This is a genomic window from Mesorhizobium sp. M0698 (genome assembly GCF_040320455.1).
Taxonomy (GTDB): Bacteria; Pseudomonadota; Alphaproteobacteria; order Rhizobiales; family Rhizobiaceae; genus Mesorhizobium.
On sequence record NZ_JAMYPQ010000002.1, the window covers coordinates 54,280 to 75,437 of the forward strand.

Here is a 21,158-nt window from a genome sequence, read left to right on the forward strand (position 1 = left end):
AAGGATTTAACCGATGGATGATCGTCCGGATGTCGAGGCCAGCGCCCAGAAGCTTGCCACGTCGATCGAAGCCAGCAGCCTGCGTGAGCAGCTGGCAACAATCAAATTGGCACTGACCAGCTCGCCGGTGCGAAAACAATTGCTTTGGGCAGCGATCGGCATCGTCGCCGTCATCGTGGCGAGCTCGATCGGGCAGGTTCTGCTCAATCGCTGGAACCAGCCTTTCTACGACGCGCTGGCGCGGCGCGACATGCCGGCTTTCCTGCATCAGCTACTGGTCTTTGCCGGCATCGCCGGCGGGCTTGTGGTGCTCAATGTCGGCCAGACCTGGCTCGACCAGATGCTCCGCCTGAAGCTGCGCGAGGCGCTGACGCTCGACCTGATCGACGAATGGATGCGGCCGGCGCGTGCCTTCCGGCTGACCCATGCCGGCGCCATCGGCGTCAATCCCGACCAGCGCCTGCAGCAGGATGCCGGGCATCTCTCCGATCTTTCCACCGGTCTTGGCATCGGCCTGCTGCAGTCCTGCATCCTGCTTGCCTCGTTCGTTGGGGTCTTGTGGTCGCTGTCTTCCGGCTTCGTCTTCCACATAGGCGGCCATTCGCTGGCCATACCCGGCTACATGGTCTGGGCGGCGATCCTTTATGCTGGCACCGCCTCCTGGTTGAGCTGGCTGGTCGGGCGACCGTTGATCCGCTTCAACAACGATCGCTATACGCGTGAGGCGGAGCTGCGCTCCTCGGTGGTTCGCGTCAACGAGAATGTCGATGCCATCGCGCTGGCGCATGGCGAGGCCGATGCCAGGCGCCGGCTCGAATTCGATCTCGGCACGGTGCTGGGCGCCATGCGGCGCATCTACAGCGCGCAGATCAATCTTTCCTGGGTTACCGACACCTATGGCTGGATCACTGTCGTCGCGCCGATTCTGGTCGCCTCACCGGTCTATTTCGCCGGCGATATCAGCTTTGGCGGCTTGATGATGGCAGTCGGCGCTTTCAACCAGGTCCATTCGTCGCTGCGCTGGTTCATCAACAATATCGGCGGCATCGCCGATTGGCGCGCTACGCTGATGCGGGTCGCCGACTTCCGCATCGCGCTTGGCGACACCGACGCGCTGCACGATACGGAAAGGCGCATTTCGTTCGGCGAAAACCCGGACGGCAGCCTGACATTCGAGAAACTCGAGATCGCCTCGCCGGAGGGATGCACCAAGCTTGCCGAGCCGCATGTCGAAATCCGCGCCGGCGACCGGGTCATGATCACCGGAGATCCGGGCGCCGGCAAGACGCTGTTCTTCCGGGCCATTGCCGGTCTGTGGCCATGGGGCAGCGGACGGATCGGCATGCCGGCCGGAGAAGCGCCGATCTTTGTTCCGCGTACCCCCTATTTTCCGCTCGGCAAGCTGCGCGAGGTGCTCAACCATTCAGACGGCGCGGCGGAGGCGAGCGATGCCGAGATCTCGGAGGTGCTGGCCGATGTCGGGCTGCAACGCCTGTCGTCCTCGCTCGATCGCTCGGCGCGCTGGGAGCGTGAGCTCAGCGACGACGAGCAGCGTCTGCTGGCCTTTGCCAGGCTGGCCTTGCGACGGCCGAAATGGGTGATCATCGACGAGGCGCTGGACGCGTTCGACGGCCCAACGCTGAGGCAAGTGCTGTCGATGCTGGAGAAGCGCCTTCCCGATGCCGCGATCCTCAATATCGGCCGCGGCCAGCACAATGCCCGCTTCTTCCGGCGGGCGTTGACCATCGTCAAGGATGCCGGCCAGCCGCCACTCAAGCCGGCCCGTATCAGGGCAGGTGCCATCGAACCGCCCCCGGTTGTCGTTTCGGCTGGCCGAAAGAAATAGAAGGCAAGCTTTATTTCGCCGCGATCGCGGCGAAAAACTGTCGCGATCGTTTCAGATGGGAACGTTCCGATCGGCCATGCTTGACGCTCTCGCCCTGCTCGCCTGCCTTGCCTGCACCCCGGCGGCACCTGCGGCCGCACCGGCCAATGCAATTGCCGTCGATGTCGAGCTGGTGCTGGCCGTCGACATCTCGCAGTCAATGGATGAAAGGGAGTTTGCCCTGCAGCGCGCCGGCTATGTCGCGGCGCTGCGCCACCCCGACTTCATCAACGCCGTGCGTGCCGGCACCTTCGGCCGCATCGCCATCGCCTATTTCGAATGGGCCGGCACCATCCGCGACGATGCGGTCATTGCCTGGCAGGTCGTCGACAGCAAGGAGAGCGCCAACGCTTTCGCCGACAAGATCGCGGCCCGCCCGTTCAGGAGCTTTCGCGGCACCTCGATTTCCGGTGCTGTGGCTTTCGGCGCCGAGCTTTTCAACGGCACGGCCTTCACCGGCAAACGCCGCGTCATCGACGTCTCGGGGGACGGCCCAAACAACACCGGCTTGCCGGTCACAACGGCACGCGATGCGGCGCTGGCGAAGGGCATCGTCATCAACGGGCTGCCGATCCTGATCAGCCCGTCACCCACCTTCAGCCATCTCGACCGGTATTATGCCGAATGCGTTACCGGCGGGCCGGGCTCGTTCGTGCTGCCGATCTATGCTGCTTCCGAATTCGCCACCGCCACTCGCCGCAAACTGATCCTCGAGGTCAGCGGCATCGAGTATCCCAAGGTGGATCCGAGGACGATCCGCATCGACGCACCGATCGACTGCCTGCAAGGCGAGCGCGACCGGCGGTTTTTCTCGGACCCATATTTCCCGGAACTTGACCGATAAGGCTGGCCCAGGGGTAAGCTAGGCTGGTGGCAGGCCGAAGGCCGGGAACAGAGATGGCCCGAGCGGCCCTATGAAGATCGTCAAGGAAGCGATCCCGCCCTCGGCTGCGTCGAACACATGCAGGGAATGGGCCCGCCATTCAGGGCCATCGTGGCTGCGGGAATAAACCCCGACCGCCGGCTGGGCATTGGCGCGGGTGGCCAGCGTGCGGAAGCCGCCAAACCTCGGCCAGACGGTCTCGAAGAAACCGCGGATCGCTTCGCGGCCTTGATACCATTCACGCCAAGGCGGCATGGTATAGATGGCGTCCTCACGCAGCAGCTCGATCAAGCCGTCGAGATTGGCGGCCTGCCAGGCCTGCATGTAGCGTTCGAGCAGCAGGCCTTCTTCGGGGCTGGGCCGTGATCGGCTGGCCGGCCGTCCCTGAGGATAGCGCGCCGCCAGCGTTACGCGGGCCCGCTGCAACGCGCTGTTGATCGAAGCCGTCGATCCGCCCAGCAAACGCGCCGTCTCGACGGCCGACCATCCGAGGACGTCGGCAAGCAGCAGCGCGGCGCGCTGCCTGGGCGGCAGATCCTGGATCGCCGCGACGAAGGCGAGCTGGACGGCCTCGCGGCTCTCGTAACGGGCTTCCGGACCTGGCTCGCTGCCGGCAACGTCTGGAAGCTCGGCGTCGGGGTAGGGCTCCAGCCAGGCGATGTCGGCTACCGGCCCGCCTATGGCCGCCCCGTGCGAGGGCTGCCGTCCGGGTTCCCGGAGAATGCGACGCGCCCTCGACCTCGCCTTGATGGCGTTGAGGCAAGCGTTGGTCGCGATCATGTAGAGCCAACCGCGAACCGAACCTCGCCCGTCGAACTCCGATCTTGCGCGCCAGGCGCGAAGCAACGTGTCCTGGACGAGGTCGTCGGCCTCGTGCAGCGAACCCATCATGCGATAACAATGCAGCTTGAGCTCGCGGCGATGCGCGGCCGTGACCTTCTCGAAGGCCAGCCGATCGAGGATCGGCTGGCCTGCTGGTTCCAGAGGTGGTTGAGCGTCTGTCATGTGGCTTGTGCGGTTAGGAGCGAGCGTTGCATTACGCGCCCCTCAGGCGGCCGGGGCAAGCCCGCTACCGCTCACCATGAAGGAACTGCCTTGCGGCTGGCCGGTGGCGAGTGCGACCACCGCCCGTCCGACATCGGCCGGCGTTTGCATGTCGGTCATGGCGGCGATGAAGTCCGCCGGCTGGATGCCCATATAGGCCGCTATGCTGTCGACGCCGGCCTTGCCCACGCCGGTTTCCGGCATGATGCGCATCGGCGCGAGCGCCATGAAGCGCAGGCCGAGGCCAAGCCGGTCGGCCTCCTTCTGGCTATGACCGGCCAGGAACATCTGCATGCGTTTTGCGCCGGCATAGCCGCCGGCGTTCGGTGGTCCGCCGGTCAAGGCCGCGCCGCTGGAGATCAGAACGATCCGGGTCCCCGGCTTGAGCGGACGCCGCAGAGCGGCCCGGCAAAACAGGAACGACGCCTTGACGTCCGTGTCCCAATTTGCCGAGAACGCCTTCCAGTTCTGTTCATGCACCGGCGCAGAAGGCGCCAGCGCACCTGCGCAGATCACCAGCACGTCCGGCTCAAGCGCGGCGAAGACCTTATCCGGGGCGGAGTCCACCGTAGCATCGACCGCGAGCGTCTTCACGCCCGAGACCTCCCAGGCAAATTGCGCCAGGGCCTGTTTTCCGCGGGCAACGGCCAGCACCGTCGCTTTCTCCTTGAGAGCGGCCTCCGCGATCGAGCGGCCGACACCACGGCTGCCTCCGACGACGACGACATTCTGATTTTGCAACGATCCCATAGATCACCTCTCGTTCCCGGCCGCCGGACCATCCAGGCGCGCTCATCGATAAGGACAGCGCAGGTGGGTGGAAATCATCGGTGCCAGGCGGAAAATATTTTTCAGGTGACGGCAGAGCTCGTGCAAAGGCAGCTCGGAGCAGCAACGGCAACGGCGCGCCAGTTTTGTATTCAGCTTCATTACCTCGGGGGTAATCGACCAGCGCGCAAGGCCTCGGCAAATTGCTCCTATCAAGCCGGTGGTTCGGCTTCGACCACTAGGAGTACAGCCATGACCACCTATGCCGTCGCCCATATGCGCCAGGTCACGCCGGGGCCGCAAATCGTCGAATATTTGCAGAAGATCGATGCCACGCTGGAGCCGTTTGGCGGGCGCTTCATTGTGCATGGCAGCGAGGTGGAAGTCGTTGAAAACACCTGGCCGGGCTATCTCATAGTCATCGAGTTTCCCAACCGGCAGCAGGCACGTGCATGGTACGACTCGCCCGCCTATCAGGAGATATTGCCGCTGCGCACCGGCAATTCCCAGTCCGACGTGGTCTTCGTCGACGGCGTCCAGCACCCGCACAAGGCCACCGACGTTCTCGAATAGAGGGACGATCTGCCACGATTGGCTCTTATCGTTTCAGCAGAAACACCGCCTGCTGGCCGAAAAAATTCCAGAACCACCACGGCATCGAGAAGCCGATCCGCTGGCCATTGGCGTCGAGCGCGGTCGCCTTTTCCACCGTCGCGCCAAGCTCGTCGCACAGATTGACGAAATCGCGAATGGTGCAGAAATGGATGTTCGGCGTGTCGTACCAGGAATAGGGCAGGTCCCTGGTCACCGGCATGCGGCCGTTGAACAGTAGCGAAAAGCGCACCCGCCAGTGGCCGAAATTCGGGAATGAGACGATGGCGCGGTTGCCGATCCGGAGCAGTTCGTCGAGCACCAGCTTCGGATTGCGGGTCGCCTGCAAGGTCTGCGACAAGACGACGAAGTCGAAGCCCTTGTCGGGATAGAATTGGAGATCCTTGTCGGCATCGCCCTGGATGACCGACAGGCCACGCGCCACGCATTCGTTGACGCCGCGCTGCGAAAGCTCCATGCCGCGGCCATCGACCTTCTTGGTCGCCTGCAGCAATTCGAGCAGCAGGCCGTCGCCGGAACCGACATCCAGCACCCGCGACTGCGGCGGGATGAGATCGGCGACGACTTCCAGGTCGACGCGCTGGGCGCGGTTGACGCTCATGCGTTCGCCTCCTGCCTGGCGCATGATCCTGATCCGAAAAGTCTGCAACTTTTCGGGGTCATGCGCTGATGCCTGGCGCATGGTCCTGATCCGAACAGCCTGCAACTTTTCGGGGTCATGCGCCGAGCCCTCTCGCCCGAGCGGCCGAGGCGATGAAGCCTTTGATGGCGGCGAACAGTTCCGGCTCGTCGAGCAGAAAGGCGTCGTGGCCGCGGTCGGTCTCGATCTCGACGAACGAGACCGAAGCGCCGGCCGCGTTCAGCGCGTGCACGACCGAGCGGCTCTCTTCGGTCGGGAACAGCCAGTCGCTGGTGAACGAAACCAGGCAGAAGCGCGTCTTGGTGCCGGCGAAGGCATCGGCCAACCGGCCGCCATGGTCGGCGGCGAGATCGAAATAGTCCATTGCGCGGGTCATGTAGAGATAGGAGTTGGCATCGAAGCGATCGACGAAGGTCATGCCCTGATGGCGCAGATAGCTCTCGATCTGGAAGTCGGCATCGAAACCGAAGGTCAGCGCTTCGCGGTCCTGCAGGTTGCGGCCGAACTTGCGGTGCAGCGCTGCTTCCGACAGATAGGTGATGTGGGCGGCCATGCGCGCCACCGCCAGCCCCTTTTCCGGCCGCTTGCCATGCTCGAAATACTTGCCACCGTGCCAATCGGGGTCGGCCATCACCGCCTGCCTGCCGACCTCGTGGAAGGCGATGTTCTGCGAGGAATGGCGGGCGCCGGTGGCGATCGGCAGCGCCGAGAAGACGCGCTCGGGATAGCTGGAGGCCCATTGCAGCACCTGCATGCCGCCCATCGAGCCGCCAAGCACGCTGAACAGCTGTTCGATGCCGAAATGCTCGACCAGCATCAACTGCGCCCGCACCATGTCGCGGATGGTGATGATTGGTAGGTCGAGCCCGTAGGGCTTGGCTGTGGCGGGACTTGTCGAGGCGGGGCCGGTGGAGCCGAGGCAGCCGCCGATGACGTTTGACGAGATGACGAAGAAACGGTCGGTGTCGATGATCTTGCCGGGGCCGATCAGCACCTCCCACCAGCCCGGCTTGCCGGTCACCGGATTGGTGTTGGCGACGTGCTGGTCGCCGGTCAGCGCATGGCAGACGAGGATGGCGTTGGAGCGCGCGTCGTTGAGCGTGCCGTAGGTCTGGTAGGCGATCTGGAACGGCGACAGCAGCGTGCCGGCGTCGAGCTTGAGCGGCTTGTCGGCGCCGAAACGCAACACCGGGCTCGACGGCTGGTCGGCCTCGTTGTTGGTTTTTCGAGCGCGCAAAGCGACCATCACATCTCCTTGCCCGGCCTTCCGTTGTCCACCGGTCCGGGCAACAGCCAGTCAGGGCAACAAAAAACCGGCCATGCCTTCGCAAAGCCGGTTACAAGATGCAAACGGCCCTTTAGCAAGTTGTTTAACGTGGCTGCAAGCCGACCGGCCAAATCACCACGGAACTGTCGATGCTCTTCTATGACTCGCGCGTGGGTTCGTCAACGGCAAGTTCTTGATCCCGAATTGCCGCCCCTCGACATTCCGGGCCACGGCTTGTATTTCCGCTGCGGCCTCCGGATGGAGGCATCCTCGACGGATTTCATGGAATGAGCCAGACACCGGATCAGACACGTCCAAGGCCCCGCGCCGGCATCATGGACATTGAAGCCTATGTGCCCGGCAAGAGCGCGGCGCCTGAAGGTGTCGCCAAGGTCCATAAATTGTCGGCGAACGAGAACCCGCTCGGTCCTTCGCCAAAGGCGATTGAGGCCGCGCGCGCGGTCGCCGACAAGCTCGCGGTCTATCCCGACGGCAGCGCCAGGCGCCTGAGGGAAGCGATCGCCGAGGTGCACGGGCTCAACCCGGCGAACATCGTCTGCTCCAACGGCTCCGACGAGATTCTAGGCCTGCTGGCGCAGACCTATCTCGCACCCGGCGACGAAGCCATCATCACCGAACACGGCTTCATGGTCTACAAGATCTACATACAGTCGGCCGGTGCCGTCCCGGTAACGGTCAAGGAGACCGATGAGCGCGCCGACATCGATGCGATCCTCGCCGCGGTGACGCCGGCTACCCGGATCATCTTCCTTGCCAATCCAAACAATCCAACCGGCACCTACGTGCCGTTCCAGGAGGTGCGCCGCCTGCATGCCGGCCTGCCGCGAAACGTGCTTCTGGTGCTGGATGCAGCTTACGCCGAATATGTCCGGCGAAACGATTATGAAGCCGGCGTCGAGTTGGTGGGCAGCGCGGAAAACGTGGTCATGACCCGCACTTTCTCCAAATTGGGCCTGGGCGGGGCGCGGATCGGCTGGATGTATGCGCCAATGCACGTCATCGACGCGATCAACCGCGTGCGCGGGCCTTTCAACGTCAATGCGACGGCGATCGAGGCCGGCATCGCGGCGATCCACGACCGCGCCCATATCGAACGCAGCGTCGCGCACAACGAGACCTGGCTAGCCTGGCTGAGCGAGCAACTAAGCGAGCTCGGGCTGCGGGTGACGCCGAGCGTAGGCAATTTCATCCTCATCCACTTTCCCGAGGACAAAAAGCATTCGGCGGCGGCCGCCGACGACTACCTCAGTGCGCGCGGCTACATATTGCGGCGCGTTTCCGGCTACGGTTTTCCGAGCGCGCTGCGCATGAGCATCGGCACCGAAGAGGCCAATCGCGGCGTTGTCGCAGCACTCGCGACATTCCTGAAAAGCTAGAACACCATGACCTCACCGATGTTCGAAAAGATCGCGCTGGTCGGCATCGGCCTGATCGGCTCGTCGCTGGCCCGCGTCATCCGCCGCGAGGGACTCGCCGGCCAAGTCGCGATTTCGACGCGCAGCGACGCGACGCTGGCACGCGCGAGCCAACTCGACCTTGGCGACACCTATACGACGGATGCGAAAGAGGCGGTTGGCGATGCTGATCTGGTTATCGTTTCGGTGCCGGTCGGCTCTTCAGGCACGGTCGCCGCAGAGATCGCGCCGGCGCTGAAGAAGGGCGCCATCCTCACCGATGTCGGCTCGACCAAGGCGTCGGTGATCGCGCAGATGCAGCCGCATGTGCCTGATGGCGTGCACTTCATCCCCGGCCATCCTTTGGCCGGCACCGAAAAATCGGGACCGGACGCCGGTTTTGCCGAACTGTTCGAGAACCGCTGGTGCATTTTCACGCCGCTGCCCGGTACCGATCCCGCAGCACTGGAAAAGCTCTCGGAATTCTGGCGCTGCTGCGGCTCCAACATCGACACGATGGACCCGCAGCATCACGACATGACGCTGGCCATCGTTTCGCACCTGCCGCATATCATCGCTTACAATATCGTCGGTACCGCCGACGATCTGGAGTCGGTGACCAAGTCCGAGGTCATCAAATACTCGGCTTCCGGCTTTCGCGACTTCACCCGTCTCGCGGCGTCCGACCCGACCATGTGGCGCGACGTCTGCCTGCACAACAAGGACGCCATTCTCGAAATGCTGGCGCGGTTTTCCGAGGATCTGTCCTCGCTGCAGCGGGCGATCCGCTGGGGCGACGGCGAAAAACTGTTCGACCTGTTCACCCGCACCCGCGCCGTCCGCCGCTCGATCATCGAGGCCGGCCAGGATATCGACGTACCGGATTTCGGCCGCCAGGCAGTCGAACACCCGCCGAAGGGATAAGCCGCGGCAGGCCGATCGCAGGCCGGCCCGGGTTAGAGCGGTTCATCGTTTCACAGACACGCCGAACCGCTCTATCTCTTTGTTTTTGCGCAATTCCGGACGGAAAACCGTTTCACACTTTTCCTGGAATTGCTCTAGTCGAGCGGCTTGATCTTGCCGAGCGGGATGAAGCCGAGCGAGGCCTTGCCCCTGACGATCTTGAGCGGCATCGACGGCTGGTTGCCGAGCAGCGCCAGTCCGGCAAAGCCGGTCTGGATCTCTTTCTTCTGCTCGGGGATGGCGGTGGCGAGGATCGCCGCCACGGCCTTTGGATCATTGAGCCTGATCGTCAGGTCGGCATTTATGAGACCGTCGTCATCTACCGACAGCGGTCCGGAAACGGTGATGCGCGCAGTTCCGGACGACAGATCGAGCTCGTGGATTTCGGCCGCCTTGCCGCGCAGGCTCTTCGGATTTGCCTTGATCAGCGTGACGCCGTTCTTCAGCGTCACGTCGCCGCTGCCGTCGAGCGGCGGCAAGACGCGGCCGCCGATGGCCGCCGCGTCGATTTCAAGATCGGTGAAATTGCCGGCATAGTCGATGTCCGGGCCGTTTGGGCGCAATTGCCCGGTGGCGGTTCCGGCGCTGAACAGCGAGACGGGATCGGTGTCGTCTGCCGGATCGGTCTGGCCGGACAGGCCTTCTGCCTGCAGCGAGAGGCGCCTCGGCAGCGGCCAGGACAGCTTCATGTCGGCCCGCAGATCATCCCAGTCGATCCAGAGCGGGGTCATGCCGGGAACTGAGGTCCTGAGCGGCCCCCTGAGCTCGGCGGCAGGCGACAGAAGCCGGGTGATCTGCGTGGCGGCGTTGATCTTGCCTGTCGATGCCGCGACGTTGCGGCTGTCGTCCTCGTAAGCCAGGCTGTCGCAGGAAACGGTGAAGCTGAAGGGATAGCCGCTGACCGCGAGATTGGCGCAGTCGGCCTTGATGCCTTTGTCGTCGAGATCGGCGACCGCCTTTTTGGTTGCGCTCTCGACCAGGTCCGCCAGGTAGAACCAGCCCGCGCTGTAGATGCCGAACAGCACGAGAATGAAAGCGGCAAGCCACAACAGGCGGCGACGTTGGCTGGGCGGCGGGCGCTCGTCACTTGACGTCATGCTGCGGCTTTCGTTAACGCGGGGTGGCACGGGTGGGCTGTCGCTTGCGGCACCAACAGGTAGACGGACTGAAACACCACCGGTGAGGTAGTCGTCACAATCAGGCTTGGCGATATGGGCGATTTTTGGGTTTTTGGCTACGGCTCACTGATCTGGCGACCGGGATTCGCACATGTCGAGACGCGGCGCGCCCGCCTGCATGGCTACCGCCGTTCGCTCTGCGTCTATTCTTTCGTGCATCGCGGCACGCGCGAACGGCCGGGCCTGGTGCTCGGCCTTGACCGCGGAGGCTCCTGCATCGGGCTGGCGTTCCGGGTTCCAGGCGAGCTGCGCAACGAGGTCATTACCTATCTGCGCGAACGCGAGCTGGTCACCAACGTCTATCTCGAACGTGTGCTCAGCGTTCGCCTCGACAAGGGTGAAACGGATGGGGGCAAGACGGTCGACGCCGTCGCCTATGTCGTGGACCGCAGCCATGAGCAATATGCCGGTGCGCTCGACCCGGCCGAGGCGGCGGCCGTCGTTCGCGGCGCCGTCGGCCAGTCGGGGAGGAATGAGGATTACGTGCTCAGCACGCTGGAGCACCTCGAAGCACTGGGTATAAGCGACCACTGGCTGGAAGACGTGACGAGACGGATCGCGACGTAGCGCCTTTTATCGTTACCATGATGTTTTCGGTGTCGTGAAGCGGGCTACATCCTGAAAATCTGTTTTCCGAGATCGGCGCGATCCAGACTGTTTGCCACGGCAAGCTTGAACTCGGTCAGCGCGTGGAGACCGCCGACAGGGACGTGGAAGCCCGGCTGGCCGAAGGTGTCGATGATCTTGCGTAGGACAGGCCGGTCGGCTTCGGCAGGCGGCGAAAAGAAGTAGCGATAGATATTTGCCCTGATTTCGACGCCGCTCAGCAAGACATCGAAATTGTGCAGTTCGAAGCGCTCGGAACTCATGCCGCCATTGATCACCATCTGTCCGCCAAGCGCCAGGGTGCGGATCAATTCGCCGCTGACAGGTCCGCCGACATTGTCGATAATCCCGTTCAATCCGGCGCCACCGGTGATATCCATCACCGCTTCCCGGATGCTTGCCTTCAACTCCGAAAGGTCAAGAGTGGCGGCGGCGCCAAGCGCCTTCAGGTCGAAGCTTTGGTGCGAGCGCCGCACAAGAGCGATGACGTTGATGCCGCGTCGTTGGGCGAACTGCATCACCATTGTCGAAATTGACGAATAGCCGGCCGTGACAGCCAGCCACTGGCCAGGCCGCACACGGGAATCCACCAGCAGATCCCACGCGGTAATGGGGTTCACCATCTGCCCGGCGCGTTCGACCGGATAGCCGGCAGGCAACGGGATCAGCCATTCGGCGGGAATCGCCGCGTACTCGGCCCAACTGCCATAATAGCTGAATGCGACAAGCGTCCCCGGTTCCAGCAAAACGTCCGCGCCAACGGCTTCGACGATGCCGGCGCCATGGTTTCCCGTGATCTGCCGGGGAAAATGCGGCTTCTTCGGTTCGGGATAGAGGTTCTGGATAAACAGGAAGTCGCCCGGATTGATCGATGCCGAGACCATCCTGACCAGCACCTCGCCGTCGCCGATCCGCGGCATCGGCAGGTCGTCCACATAGAGCACGTCGCGCGGCGAGCCGATAGCGTCAAATACAATTGCTTTCATTCCGGTCTCCACGACAAACGATCCGGGGCAAACAGTCTGTGCTTGGCCAGATCGTGCCGAGACTTGCGTCGGCGCGGCGGAACCTACGGTCGGCCGGCAAAAGTCAGAATTGGCAGATTTGACAATCTATATGCCAAACTTGCCAGATTGTTTCTTCAGAGAATGCTGGTTTGGATATCCCGGACCACCGCCTTGAGGCCGGACACGCCGCGGCGGGTCGCGGCTTTGTGAAGCGCCGGCGGGTTGGAAAAGAGGCTATGCGTTTGACGTTGTTACGGCGCGACATAGGTTAGCCCGGTCGGCGGCTCCCATCCGCCCCAGCATGAATCACCATGGAGATCAGCCTTGCAGAAACGTCGTCTCGGTCGCACCGACCTATCCATCGCGCCATTGGTCCTGGGCGGCAATGTGTTCGGCTGGACCGCCGATGAGAAAACCTCGTTCGACTTGCTCGACCGCTTTGTCGGAGCCGGTTTCAACGCCATCGACACGGCCGATTCCTATTCGCGCTGGATTGCCGGCCACCAGGGCGGCGAATCCGAAACCATCATCGGCCGATGGATGAAGAGCCGTGGTAACCGCGACAAGGTTGTCGTCATCACCAAGGTCGGTTCGGATATGGGACAGGGCAAGAGGGACCTGTCCGCCGCCTATATCGAAAAGGCCATCGATGCTTCGCTGAAGAGGCTGCAGGTAGATGGCGTCGATCTCTATCTGTCGCACTGGCCCGACCCGGCGACCCCTTATGAGGAAACGCTCGGCGCCTACCAGAAACTGCTCGACAAGGGTAAAATCCGTAATGCCGGCGCTTCCAACCTCGACGCCGCCCAGTTGCGGGCCGCACTTGACGTAGCAAGCCTGCGCGGCCTGCCGCGCTACGAGGTGCTGCAGCCGGAATACAACCTTTACGACCGCTCGTCCTTCGATGGTCCGCTGCGCGATCTGTGCGTGACCGAGGACATCGGCGTGATCACCTATTTCAGCCTCGCCAAGGGGTTTCTGAGCGGTAAGTACCGCAGCGAGGCCGACCTCGGCAAAAGCCCGCGCGGTGGCGGTGTGAAAGGCTATCTCAACACCCGCGGCGTGCGCATTCTCTCAGCGCTCGATGCCATTTCAGCCAGACATTCGGCCAAGCCAGCGGAAGTGGCGCTTGCCTGGGTCATGGCGCGGCCCGGCGTCACCGCCCCGATCGCCAGCGCGACGACGCTCGACCAGCTCGACAGCCTGGTGCGTGCCGCGTCGTTGCAGCTCAGCCCGGACGATATCGCCGAGCTCGACAAGGCCAGCGCATAGCCGCGCACGATCGTTCAAGACCGGCGCCGCTGCCTTGCCCTACCGTCCCTGCATCGTCGCAGGATGCAGGGACGCCGCATGACCGGACAGGGTCTTCTCGATCAGCAGCTATGGCAGCAATTGCTGGCGCTTGTGCTGGCATCGGCCATCGTTATGGGCAGCCCGGGGCCGGCGACGATAAGCGTCACCGCGATCGGCGCCGCGTTCGGCCTGCGCGATTCGCTCCGTTATGCCTCGGGAATCGTTGTCGGGACGGTCCTCGTGCTTTTGGTGGTGGCGACGGGCATCATGGCCGTTCTCACCGCGCTGCCGAAGCTCGCCGCGCTGTTGGCGGTCGCGTCAGCAGCCTACATCCTCTATCTGGCGTTCAAGATAGCGACGGCGCCGCCGCTGGCGGCACGCATTGGTGGGGCGGCGCTTCCCACTTTCCTGGGTGGGTTCCTTCTGGCCGTTTCCAATCCGAAAGCCTATGTGGCGATTGCCGCCGTGTTTGCCGGCGCGTCTTCCGGCGCCGGCGGTCTTGCTATTTCAGCCAAGCTGGCGGTCCTCGCCTTGATGATTGTTGCCATTCATCTCTTGTGGCTTCTCGCCGGCACGGCCTTTGCACGTTTGTTGCGCAAACCGCTGGCGTCGCGGATCATCAATCTGGTGTTTGCCGTGACGCTGGTTGCAACAGCTGCCTTGGCTGCCTTGCCGTGAGCCTTTCTGGCATCCGCCGCGGGTGTCTCAGCCTTTCAATTCAGGTTTCGCGTCCAGCTCGCCAAGCCGTTTCACCGCCGTCGGCGGCATCGGCGGCGGGTTCGGCGTCTGCGACGCCTCGACGAGGAGCTGGTCGCAGGCGGCCTCCGTCTCGCCGATCAGCCGTTGCATGAATTCGTCCTTGCCGAGACCGGGCGGGATCGGTGGCAGGAAGCGCGCCTTGATCGTGCCGGGATAGCGCAGGAATTTGCGGCGCGGCCAATAGAGACCGGCGACGTGGGCGACCGGCACCACCGGAATGCCGAGCTGGGCATAGAGTTCGACGATGCCGTATTTGTAGACCGGTTCGTCGCCCGGCGCCCGGCGGGTGCCCTCGGGATAGATGATCAGCTGGCGCGGATTGCGCGCCAATTCCTGTTTGGTCGCGGCGATCACCGTCTTCAATGCCTTCGAGCGGCTGCCGCGGTCGACCGGAATCATCCGCATCTTCAAAATGTACCAGCCGAAGAACGGGATCCAGGTCAGCTCCCGTTTCAATATGTAAACGGGATCGTCGAGATAAGGCAGGAAAGCGATCGTGTCCCAGAAGGACTGGTGCTTCGGCGCCAGGATGCAGGAGCCGTCAGGCAGGTTTTCCTGGCCGGTGATCTCACTTCTGGTGCCGGCGATCTTGTCGTAGAGCCACATGCTGGTGCGCGACCAGAATTTCGGCACGAACCAGGCGCGATGGCGTGGCGACAGGAAATAATACGGGGTCCAGAGGATCATCTGGACGATCAAATTGAGGTAGAAGGCGAGATTGAACGCCAGCGAGCGGAAATACAGCATACAGCAAGTGCCCGGTGAGGAGGTGTGCGTTGGTTACACCAAGCGCCGGCAAAAAGGAAACGCTGCAAGGCGGGCGATCGGCCCGGCCTTGCGATGGGCCGTCTTCGTCACGTTTGCCACGCCGCCTGCAGCAGGCGCTGTCTCAGGCGCGGGGCGGCGAAGTCGAGGAATGCGCGCAGCTTCACCGGCAGTAGCCCCTGGCCGGCATGGACGAGGCTCACCGGCCATGGGTCTGGCTCAAACTCTTGCAGCACCGGGCGCAGCGTACCCGACCGGACTGCGGCGGCGATCTGATAGGAAAGCAGCCTCGTCACGCCGACGCCGGCAATCGCCGCATCGATCGCTGCCTCAGCCGTGTTGACCCGTAACCTGGAGCGGACCGGCACGCTGAATTCGGTCTTGCCGGTGGCGAAGCTCCAGGCTGCGGCGGTGAGCCCTTCGAAGGTGATGGCACTGTGTGCTGCAAGCTCCTGCGGCGTTTTCGGTGTGCCGTGCTCGGCGAGATAGGCCGGGCTCGCGCAAACGACGCGGCGGATTGAGCCCAGGCGGGTGGCGATCAGGCTCGAATCGGCAAGCTCGCCGATGCGGATGGCGAGGTCGATGTGCTCTTCGACCAACTGGGTTATCCGGTCGGCGAGCGTCAGCTGCACACCTACCTCAGGATAGACGGAGAGGAAGCTGGTGACGACCGGCAGCACATGCAGGCGGCCGAAGACGATCGGCGCAGTGACGATCAGTTCGCCGGTCGGGGCGCTGTATTCGCCGGCGGCTATTCGCTCGGCCTCGCCGACCTCATCGAGAATGCGACGACAGGCGGCGAGATAGGCGTGGCCTGCATCGGTCAGCGACAGCTGCCGCGCCGTGCGGTTCAACAGCCGTGTCTTCAGGTGCTTTTCCAGGTCCGAAACCTTGCGGCTGATCGTCGTCAGCGGAATGCCGAAGCGGCGCCCGGCAGCCGAGAGGCTGCCTGTCTCTGCCGCGGCAACGAAAAGCGACATGGACTGGAGGCGATCCATAGCTCTCCCGAAAAGTTGCCCTCCCGAAAAACGGAAGGATAGATTGCAGATATGGCATCTGCATCTCGAAGATGGAAGGACCTATTTCCTGACTAGCAATGCAGCGCAGCTCGGCGCTTGAGGAGGCTTCCATGAACGCTCACACCAGCGATGTTGCTTTCACCCCGACGGTGAAGGCGATTCAGGCGCGCAAGGGCTCGCGCCAGGCCTATGCCCGTGTCGAGGAACGTGGCGGCTGGCAGGCGGCAATCACGCCCGATCTCGCCGCCTTCATCGAGGCGCAGACCAGCGTCTTTCTGTCGACCGCCAATGCGGGCGGGCAGCCTTACATCCAGCATCGCGGCGGGCCTGCCGGTTTCCTCAAGGTGCTCGACGAACGGACGATCGGCTTTGCCGATTTTTCCGGCAACAGGCAGTTCATCACCCAGGGCAACCTCAGCGACAACCCACAGGCTTTCCTATTCCTGATCGATTATGCGCACCGGCAGCGCATCAAGATCTGGGGCAAAGCGCAAGTCGTCGAGGGCGATGCCGAGCTGACGGCAAAGCTGATGCCGCAAGACTATAAGGCGCGACCCGAGCAGGTCATCCTGTTTACGGTTTCGGCTTGGGATTCAAATTGCTCGCAGCACATCCCGCAGCGTTTCGAAGCGGCCGACGTGGCGGCGGCGCTGGGCGAACGCGACAAGCGCATCGAACGGCTCGAACAGGAGATCGCACGCTTGCGATCAGATGCAGCAGCCAGGGAATAAAAGTGCCGGTGCCGTTCAGCTTCCGCCCGCGGCGTCGGCCAGCGTGACGCCGTTGGGCGATTGCTTCACCGGCATGATGCCGCGCGCCAGCGCCAGCAGGTATTTGTTGTATTCGGTGAACAGCACGCGCAGCGCTTCTGGCTTGGTCAGCCAGCCGCCATTCTCGAGGTTGGTGTTGACCACCGGATAGGGCTCGAGCCTGGCGCCGTGCAGCAGCCGGCCCATTTCCAGCAGGCTGCGCGGCATGTGATAATTGTTGGTGACGAGAATGACCGTGCCGTAGGCATGGTCCTCGACCCATTTGGCACTTTCCTCGGCATTGCCGATCGTGTCGAGCGCGGCGCGGTCGATGTCGACGCAGCAGGAAAACAGCCTCTTGTCGCCGCCGGTCGCGGCCTGAAGCTGGCGGCGGCTGGCGGAGGGATGGACGCCGCTGATCAGCAGCCGCTCGCCCTTGCCTAACGCAAGCAGGCCCATCGCAGCGTCGAGGCGCGACTGGCCGCCGGTCAGCACGATGATAGCGTCGGCCCTTGCCGGATTGGCGGGCGTAGTCAGGCGGCTGACGGTATTGGCGAACCAGCCGAAGCCGGCGACAAACAGCGCCATAAAGGCGAGCAGAAGGAGAGCCGAGATGCGCAAGGAGCGGGCTGCCAGCAGCCGCCCATGTTTGGCGAACTGATCCGGCTTGGCAAATTCATCAGGCTCGGCGAATACAGGCGGGCGCGCAACCAGCACTGGCATGCATCCAGCGGTATCGGTCGAGTCCCGAACGTCCATCATGAAATGGTTAATCCCGAAATAAGGCCTTTGGTAGGAAAAAAATGCAATTTTCGTGACGATGCGTTTTCATCCGTGATCGATCTTTCCTTTAGCCGGCGTCCGGCTGGCGAATGTCGATGTCGCTGAGATAGGTAACCACGGTGAAATGGGAGGTTGCCGCCGTCAACGCGCCGATCACCAGCACCATGACAGCGACCCCGAGATAACCCGCCGAGCCGATGGCGAAATTGCCGAACAGGGCGGTCGCCTGGTCGGCCTGCGGCGTTGCCATGTTGCGTGACGACCACCAGGAGAAGACGATGAAGACCAGGATCGCCGCGGCGCCGCCTGCCGCGGCGCCCTTCATGCCGGTGACCAGAAAATGCCGGCGGAATTCGCGCGCGATGAATCGCGCCTCGGCGCCGACAAAATGCAGCACCTCGATGATGTGACCATTGCCGGCCATGGCGCCGCGCGTTGCGAACACAACGGTCAGCACCGTCGCCGACAGCATCAGCGCCAGCACTGCGACACCGATTGTTACCGTGGTGCGGGCCATGGCAACCAGCCGGTCGACCCAGGTGCGATGATCGTCGAGCGAGGCACTCGGCAGCTTCGGCGTGATCGCCGCGCGCAGTGCGGCGAAATCGGGCGGACTATTCTCGTCGATGGTGATGATGATCAAGCGCGGCACCGGCAGCTCATCGATGTTCAGGCCCGAGCCTAGCCAAGGCTCGAGCAGCCGGGCCGTCGCTTCGCGGTCGACGATCCGGGCGCTTTTCACGCCAGGGAATTCGCCGGCGATCTGCGAGGCCAGCGCAAGTGCGGCCTCCATGTCGAGGCCGTCGACCGGCTTGATCTGGATTGTCGCTTCGCGCGAGATCTGGTTCTCCCAGACGGAGGCGGTGTCACGCACCAGCGTGACGGCGCCAAACGTCAGGCAGGACAGAAACGTCATGATGGCGATGACCAGCACCAGCGCCCGGCCGGCGATGTTCTGCGCCGGCACGATCGGGGCCATTTTGCGCTGGACGCGGGGCTTTGCCGCCGCGGCGTCCTGACCCTCGAAATGTTCGACGGAGAGCTCAGTCATAGATGTCCAGCCTTCCGCCGGCCAGGATCATTCGCCGTGCGTCGACCTGTTCCATCAGGCCGAGGTCGTGTGTGGCGATCACCACGGCGGTGCCCAGCCGGTTGAGCTCGATGAACAACCGCAGCAAGCGTCGTGCCAGCGGCGGGTCGACATTGCCGGTCGGCTCGTCGGCGAGCAGGATCTCGGGCTGCTCGATCAACGCCCGGGCGATGGCGGCGCGCTGCTTCTCGCCGCCAGACAGCACCGGCGGCAGCACATGCATGCGCTCGCCGAGGCCGACCCATTTCAGCAGCTCGGTGACGTCGGTGCGATAGGTCGCCTCCTCGCGGCCGCGCACGCGCAGCGGCAACGCCACGTTCTCGTAGGTGGTCATATGGTCGAGCAGGCGAAAATCCTGGAACACCACGCCGATGCGACGTCTCAGATGCGGCAATTCGGTACGCGAGATGCGCGAGCGGTCCTTGCCGAAAATGGTGATTAGGCCGCGCGTCGGCTTCAGCGACATGAACAAAAGCCGCAGCAACGTCGTCTTGCCGGCGCCTGAAGGTCCGCTCAGGAACTGAAAGGAGCGCTCCGGAATGTGCAAGGAGATGTCGCGGAGAATCTCCGGACCCATGCCATAGCGGAGGCCGACATTTTCGAAGCGGATCACTTTCGACGACCTGAAATTCTCGGCGGCAAGATGCCAGCCCTTTCTGTGGAAAGACCATCGGCCGGCATGGTTAACCGACGGTTAATTTGGGGGCTTTTCGAGCGAGTCACAGGGGTTCCGGTGGGGAAGCGTTAACCATTTCCGTTTACCCAAAAGAAACGAACAGCGAACAGGTGCGGTAGTGTTGGGCCATGATGGCTGAGGATCGAACCGCGCGCCCGGTTTCCGGCGAAATCATGACCGATCCGGCCGCCGAGCCGGAACGCATCATGCGCGACGTGACCGCCGAGGTCATCGATGCCGACTATGAGGTGCTGCCCCGCCATTTTACACGTCCAGACTTTGCGCCGCCGCCTGCGCGCATGATTTCCATGCCATCGATCGAAGGCATGGACATGTTGCGCAAGCCCGAAACCGCCGTCGAACGGCCGTTGTGGGTGCATGGTGGGCCGATCTTCTGGATTGTCGGCGTCGGTGCCGCCTTTGCCGCCTTCTGGATTTCGGGCGGCCATGCGCTGGTTCGTTAGAGCGGCGCCAGAAAATCGACAGGTCACCAGATAAACGATCCGCGACGCGCTGCGGACACCCGACCGTTCGCGGGCGTCCTGCGAAAGATTTGGCCTTGCCAGCCGGCTCGACATGCCTAGAAACAGATTGAAGACCGTTTCGGTCGGCTTCGCCTACAAGGCGATCATTTCTGGAAGGGCAGCCAATGCCAGTTGTGCGCGGCAAGGACATCGAAGTCCTGTTTTCGGCGTCCGCCATCGCGCGGCGGAACCTGGAACTTGCCAAGGAGATCGCCGGGCACGACTACCACGACCTTCTGGTAATCTCGGTGCTGAAGGGATCGTTCATCTTCGCCGCCGATCTTATCCGTGCCATGCACGATGTCGGCCTGTCGCCGGAGGTCGAGTTCATCTTCATCTCCAGCTATGGCGCCGGCACGACCAGCGGTGAGGTGAGGGTGCTGCGCGACATCGACAACGAGGTCGCCGGCCGCGATGTGCTTTTGATCGATGACATTCTGGAATCCGGCAAGACGCTGAGTTTCACCCGCGACCTCATGCTGTCGCGCGGCGCGAGGAGCTGTGCCATCGCCGTGCTGCTCGACAAGCGCATGCGCCGCCAGACCACGCTCAACGCCGACTATGTCGGCTTTGACTGCCCCGATTATTTCGTCGTCGGTTATGGCATGGACGTCGCCCACGCGTTTCGGGAATTGCCCTTCGTCGGCATCGTCAAGGGCGACGCTTGAGGCCTTTTGATAATTCTACTCCGGCGGCCACCTGCCGGTGCTCTCCGACTCGAACGTCCGCTCCGCTCCGGTTCTCGAAAACCACGCCATCTGACTCGCCGGAGCGAATTCTGAAAAGCCCTCATCGACCCTTGGCGCCTTCAGGAAACATCAACTTTTCCCCGCCAAATATCCTGCCCATGGCAAAGCTCCTGATCGTCGAGGACGATGAATCCGTCCGCACTCTCGCCGCTCGCGCGCTCGAACGCGCCGGGCATAATGTCACTGTTGCCGCCGACGGCGCACATGGCCTTTCTCTGATCCGGGCGGCGCAAGGGAGCTATGACCTTGTGCTGTCCGACATCCGCATGCCGGAAATAGACGGCATCGAGATGGCCAAGGCGGCAGCGGCGCTGTTCCCGGCGATGAAGATCATGCTGATGACCGGCTATGCCGACCAGCGCGAGCGCGCCGAGGAATTGGACGGCATTATTCTCGACGTCGTGCAAAAGCCGTTCACGCTGGCTGAAATCCGCGCCCGCGTCGAACAGGCGCTCGCCTGCTTCGCCTAAAGCCCAAGGCCGA

General features: G+C 63.2%; 23 protein-coding genes and 1 riboswitch. Of the genes, 12 read left to right on the forward strand and 11 right to left on the reverse strand.

Annotation, left to right across the window (positions count from 1 at the left end):
- The first annotated feature begins 13 nt into the window (after nt 1-13).
- Nucleotides 14-1,846, forward strand: a complete 1,833-nt coding sequence (locus tag NKI16_RS04860) for an ABC transporter ATP-binding protein/permease (protein WP_352621608.1) — start codon at nt 14-16, stop codon at nt 1,844-1,846.
- Nucleotides 1,847-1,922: 76 nt separating this feature from the next.
- The gene (locus NKI16_RS04865) at nt 1,923-2,729 is read left to right on the forward strand and encodes a DUF1194 domain-containing protein (RefSeq protein WP_023677905.1); all 807 of its coding nucleotides are present in this window, start codon (nt 1,923-1,925) and stop codon (nt 2,727-2,729) included.
- Nucleotides 2,730-2,747: 18 nt separating this feature from the next.
- On the opposite strand, the gene NKI16_RS04870 is transcribed toward NKI16_RS04865, so the two are convergent.
- Nucleotides 2,748-3,773: an RNA polymerase subunit sigma-70 gene (locus NKI16_RS04870; RefSeq protein WP_352621610.1), complete on the reverse strand. Its 1,026-nt coding sequence runs from the start codon at nt 3,771-3,773 to the stop codon at nt 2,748-2,750.
- 42 nt (nt 3,774-3,815) lie between these two features.
- Entirely contained in the window at nt 3,816-4,562 is a 747-nt protein-coding gene (locus NKI16_RS04875; protein WP_352452472.1) for an SDR family NAD(P)-dependent oxidoreductase, read from the reverse strand.
- A 270-nt stretch (nt 4,563-4,832) separates the two neighbouring features.
- Here NKI16_RS04875 and NKI16_RS04880 point away from each other — a divergent pair, with 270 nt between their 5' ends.
- Nucleotides 4,833-5,153 (forward strand): DUF1330 domain-containing protein, encoded by a 321-nt coding sequence (locus tag NKI16_RS04880; RefSeq protein ID WP_352621612.1) that lies wholly within the window; start codon nt 4,833-4,835, stop codon nt 5,151-5,153.
- A gap of 25 nt (nt 5,154-5,178) precedes the next feature.
- Here NKI16_RS04880 and metW read toward each other — a convergent pair whose 3' ends face one another.
- Nucleotides 5,179-5,793 (reverse strand): methionine biosynthesis protein MetW, encoded by a 615-nt coding sequence (gene metW, locus NKI16_RS04885; RefSeq protein WP_352621614.1) that lies wholly within the window; start codon nt 5,791-5,793, stop codon nt 5,179-5,181.
- Nucleotides 5,794-5,908: 115 nt separating this feature from the next.
- Entirely contained in the window at nt 5,909-7,078 is a 1,170-nt protein-coding gene (gene metX, locus NKI16_RS04890) for a homoserine O-acetyltransferase MetX (protein ID WP_352621616.1), read from the reverse strand.
- Between the two features lie 92 nt (nt 7,079-7,170).
- Nucleotides 7,171-7,248: riboswitch (SAM riboswitch) on the reverse strand.
- A 138-nt stretch (nt 7,249-7,386) separates the two neighbouring features.
- Here metX and hisC point away from each other — a divergent pair.
- Both hisC and NKI16_RS04900 read left to right on the forward strand, forming a co-directional pair.
- Complete coding sequence (hisC, locus tag NKI16_RS04895; RefSeq protein ID WP_352621618.1) at nt 7,387-8,496, forward strand: histidinol-phosphate transaminase; 1,110 nt, start codon at nt 7,387-7,389, stop codon at nt 8,494-8,496.
- Between the two features lie 6 nt (nt 8,497-8,502).
- Nucleotides 8,503-9,438 (forward strand): prephenate/arogenate dehydrogenase family protein, encoded by a 936-nt coding sequence (locus NKI16_RS04900; RefSeq protein WP_352621620.1) that lies wholly within the window; start codon nt 8,503-8,505, stop codon nt 9,436-9,438.
- A gap of 134 nt (nt 9,439-9,572) precedes the next feature.
- Here NKI16_RS04900 and NKI16_RS04905 read toward each other — a convergent pair whose 3' ends face one another.
- Nucleotides 9,573-10,574 carry a DUF2125 domain-containing protein gene (locus NKI16_RS04905; protein ID WP_352621622.1) on the reverse strand — a complete coding sequence of 334 codons (1,002 nt, stop codon included), beginning with the start codon at nt 10,572-10,574 and terminating at the stop codon, nt 9,573-9,575.
- 114 nt (nt 10,575-10,688) lie between these two features.
- Here NKI16_RS04905 and NKI16_RS04910 point away from each other — a divergent pair, with 114 nt between their 5' ends.
- Complete coding sequence (locus NKI16_RS04910) at nt 10,689-11,222, forward strand: gamma-glutamylcyclotransferase (protein WP_352616048.1); 534 nt, start codon at nt 10,689-10,691, stop codon at nt 11,220-11,222.
- A 44-nt stretch (nt 11,223-11,266) separates the two neighbouring features.
- On the opposite strand, the gene NKI16_RS04915 is transcribed toward NKI16_RS04910, so the two are convergent.
- A complete protein-coding gene (locus NKI16_RS04915) occupies nt 11,267-12,247 on the reverse strand; it encodes a quinone oxidoreductase family protein (protein ID WP_023677915.1) in 981 nt (326 codons plus the stop codon).
- A 345-nt stretch (nt 12,248-12,592) separates the two neighbouring features.
- Here NKI16_RS04915 and NKI16_RS04920 point away from each other — a divergent pair, with 345 nt between their 5' ends.
- Nucleotides 12,593-13,540 (forward strand): aldo/keto reductase, encoded by a 948-nt coding sequence (locus NKI16_RS04920; RefSeq protein WP_352621624.1) that lies wholly within the window; start codon nt 12,593-12,595, stop codon nt 13,538-13,540.
- Nucleotides 13,541-13,618: 78 nt separating this feature from the next.
- The gene (locus tag NKI16_RS04925) at nt 13,619-14,239 is read left to right on the forward strand and encodes a LysE family translocator (protein WP_352621626.1); all 621 of its coding nucleotides are present in this window, start codon (nt 13,619-13,621) and stop codon (nt 14,237-14,239) included.
- Nucleotides 14,240-14,266: 27 nt separating this feature from the next.
- Here NKI16_RS04925 and NKI16_RS04930 read toward each other — a convergent pair whose 3' ends face one another.
- Together NKI16_RS04930 and NKI16_RS04935 are read right to left on the reverse strand one after the other, a co-directional pair.
- Nucleotides 14,267-15,067, reverse strand: coding sequence for a lysophospholipid acyltransferase family protein (locus NKI16_RS04930; RefSeq protein ID WP_352621628.1), 801 nt, complete (start codon nt 15,065-15,067; stop codon nt 14,267-14,269).
- 107 nt (nt 15,068-15,174) lie between these two features.
- Entirely contained in the window at nt 15,175-16,083 is a 909-nt protein-coding gene (locus NKI16_RS04935) for a LysR family transcriptional regulator (protein ID WP_352621630.1), read from the reverse strand.
- A 131-nt stretch (nt 16,084-16,214) separates the two neighbouring features.
- On the opposite strand from NKI16_RS04935, the gene NKI16_RS04940 reads away from it, so the two are divergent.
- On the forward strand, nt 16,215-16,835 hold the full coding sequence (locus NKI16_RS04940) for a pyridoxamine 5'-phosphate oxidase family protein (protein WP_352621631.1): 621 nt from the start codon (nt 16,215-16,217) through the stop codon (nt 16,833-16,835).
- Between the two features lie 15 nt (nt 16,836-16,850).
- Here the strand turns inward: NKI16_RS04940 and NKI16_RS04945 are convergent, their stop codons facing one another.
- The 3 genes from NKI16_RS04945 to ftsE all read right to left on the reverse strand — a co-directional run bounded on the left by NKI16_RS04945 (nt 16,851) and on the right by ftsE (nt 19,339).
- The gene (locus NKI16_RS04945) at nt 16,851-17,441 is read right to left on the reverse strand and encodes a YdcF family protein (protein WP_502897573.1); all 591 of its coding nucleotides are present in this window, start codon (nt 17,439-17,441) and stop codon (nt 16,851-16,853) included.
- 262 nt (nt 17,442-17,703) lie between these two features.
- A complete protein-coding gene (locus NKI16_RS04950) occupies nt 17,704-18,687 on the reverse strand; it encodes a cell division protein FtsX (protein ID WP_352621635.1) in 984 nt (327 codons plus the stop codon).
- Complete coding sequence (ftsE, locus tag NKI16_RS04955; RefSeq protein WP_023677923.1) at nt 18,680-19,339, reverse strand: cell division ATP-binding protein FtsE; 660 nt, start codon at nt 19,337-19,339, stop codon at nt 18,680-18,682. Before ftsE ends, NKI16_RS04950 begins: the two co-directional genes overlap by 8 nt.
- A gap of 236 nt (nt 19,340-19,575) precedes the next feature.
- On the opposite strand from ftsE, the gene NKI16_RS04960 reads away from it, so the two are divergent.
- The 3 genes from NKI16_RS04960 to NKI16_RS04970 all read left to right on the forward strand — a co-directional run bounded on the left by NKI16_RS04960 (nt 19,576) and on the right by NKI16_RS04970 (nt 21,145).
- Nucleotides 19,576-19,866 carry a hypothetical protein gene (locus NKI16_RS04960; RefSeq protein WP_352456694.1) on the forward strand — a complete coding sequence of 97 codons (291 nt, stop codon included), beginning with the start codon at nt 19,576-19,578 and terminating at the stop codon, nt 19,864-19,866.
- Between the two features lie 185 nt (nt 19,867-20,051).
- A complete protein-coding gene (gene hpt, locus NKI16_RS04965; RefSeq protein ID WP_254816654.1) occupies nt 20,052-20,594 on the forward strand; it encodes a hypoxanthine phosphoribosyltransferase in 543 nt (180 codons plus the stop codon).
- Between the two features lie 179 nt (nt 20,595-20,773).
- Nucleotides 20,774-21,145: a response regulator gene (locus NKI16_RS04970; protein WP_023677925.1), complete on the forward strand. Its 372-nt coding sequence runs from the start codon at nt 20,774-20,776 to the stop codon at nt 21,143-21,145.
- Nucleotides 21,146-21,158 lie beyond the last annotated feature (13 nt).

Excerpts from the sequence above, each read along its gene's own strand:
- NKI16_RS04875 (WP_352452472.1), bottom strand. The coding sequence starts at position 4,562 with ATGGGATCGTTGCAAAATCAGAATGTCGTCGTCGTCGGAGGCAGCCGT.
- NKI16_RS04905 (WP_352621622.1), bottom strand. The coding sequence starts at position 10,574 with ATGACGTCAAGTGACGAGCGCCCGCCGCCCAGCCAACGTCGCCGCCTG.
- NKI16_RS04925 (WP_352621626.1), top strand. The coding sequence starts at position 13,619 with ATGACCGGACAGGGTCTTCTCGATCAGCAGCTATGGCAGCAATTGCTG.
- NKI16_RS04915 (WP_023677915.1), bottom strand. The coding sequence starts at position 12,247 with ATGAAAGCAATTGTATTTGACGCTATCGGCTCGCCGCGCGACGTGCTC.
- NKI16_RS04900 (WP_352621620.1), top strand. The coding sequence starts at position 8,503 with ATGACCTCACCGATGTTCGAAAAGATCGCGCTGGTCGGCATCGGCCTG.
- metX (WP_352621616.1), bottom strand. The coding sequence starts at position 7,078 with ATGGTCGCTTTGCGCGCTCGAAAAACCAACAACGAGGCCGACCAGCCG.
- NKI16_RS04970 (WP_023677925.1), top strand. The coding sequence starts at position 20,774 with ATGGCAAAGCTCCTGATCGTCGAGGACGATGAATCCGTCCGCACTCTC.
- NKI16_RS04940 (WP_352621631.1), top strand. The coding sequence starts at position 16,215 with ATGAACGCTCACACCAGCGATGTTGCTTTCACCCCGACGGTGAAGGCG.
- NKI16_RS04935 (WP_352621630.1), bottom strand. The coding sequence starts at position 16,083 with ATGGATCGCCTCCAGTCCATGTCGCTTTTCGTTGCCGCGGCAGAGACA.
- hisC (WP_352621618.1), top strand. The coding sequence starts at position 7,387 with ATGAGCCAGACACCGGATCAGACACGTCCAAGGCCCCGCGCCGGCATC.
- NKI16_RS04860 (WP_352621608.1), top strand. The coding sequence starts at position 14 with ATGGATGATCGTCCGGATGTCGAGGCCAGCGCCCAGAAGCTTGCCACG.
- NKI16_RS04880 (WP_352621612.1), top strand. The coding sequence starts at position 4,833 with ATGACCACCTATGCCGTCGCCCATATGCGCCAGGTCACGCCGGGGCCG.
- metW (WP_352621614.1), bottom strand. The coding sequence starts at position 5,793 with ATGAGCGTCAACCGCGCCCAGCGCGTCGACCTGGAAGTCGTCGCCGAT.
- NKI16_RS04930 (WP_352621628.1), bottom strand. The coding sequence starts at position 15,067 with ATGCTGTATTTCCGCTCGCTGGCGTTCAATCTCGCCTTCTACCTCAAT.
- NKI16_RS04865 (WP_023677905.1), top strand. The coding sequence starts at position 1,923 with ATGCTTGACGCTCTCGCCCTGCTCGCCTGCCTTGCCTGCACCCCGGCG.
- hpt (WP_254816654.1), top strand. The coding sequence starts at position 20,052 with ATGCCAGTTGTGCGCGGCAAGGACATCGAAGTCCTGTTTTCGGCGTCC.
- NKI16_RS04910 (WP_352616048.1), top strand. The coding sequence starts at position 10,689 with ATGGGCGATTTTTGGGTTTTTGGCTACGGCTCACTGATCTGGCGACCG.
- NKI16_RS04945 (WP_502897573.1), bottom strand. The coding sequence starts at position 17,441 with ATGGCGCTGTTTGTCGCCGGCTTCGGCTGGTTCGCCAATACCGTCAGC.
- NKI16_RS04960 (WP_352456694.1), top strand. The coding sequence starts at position 19,576 with ATGACCGATCCGGCCGCCGAGCCGGAACGCATCATGCGCGACGTGACC.
- NKI16_RS04950 (WP_352621635.1), bottom strand. The coding sequence starts at position 18,687 with ATGACTGAGCTCTCCGTCGAACATTTCGAGGGTCAGGACGCCGCGGCG.
- NKI16_RS04870 (WP_352621610.1), bottom strand. The coding sequence starts at position 3,773 with ATGACAGACGCTCAACCACCTCTGGAACCAGCAGGCCAGCCGATCCTC.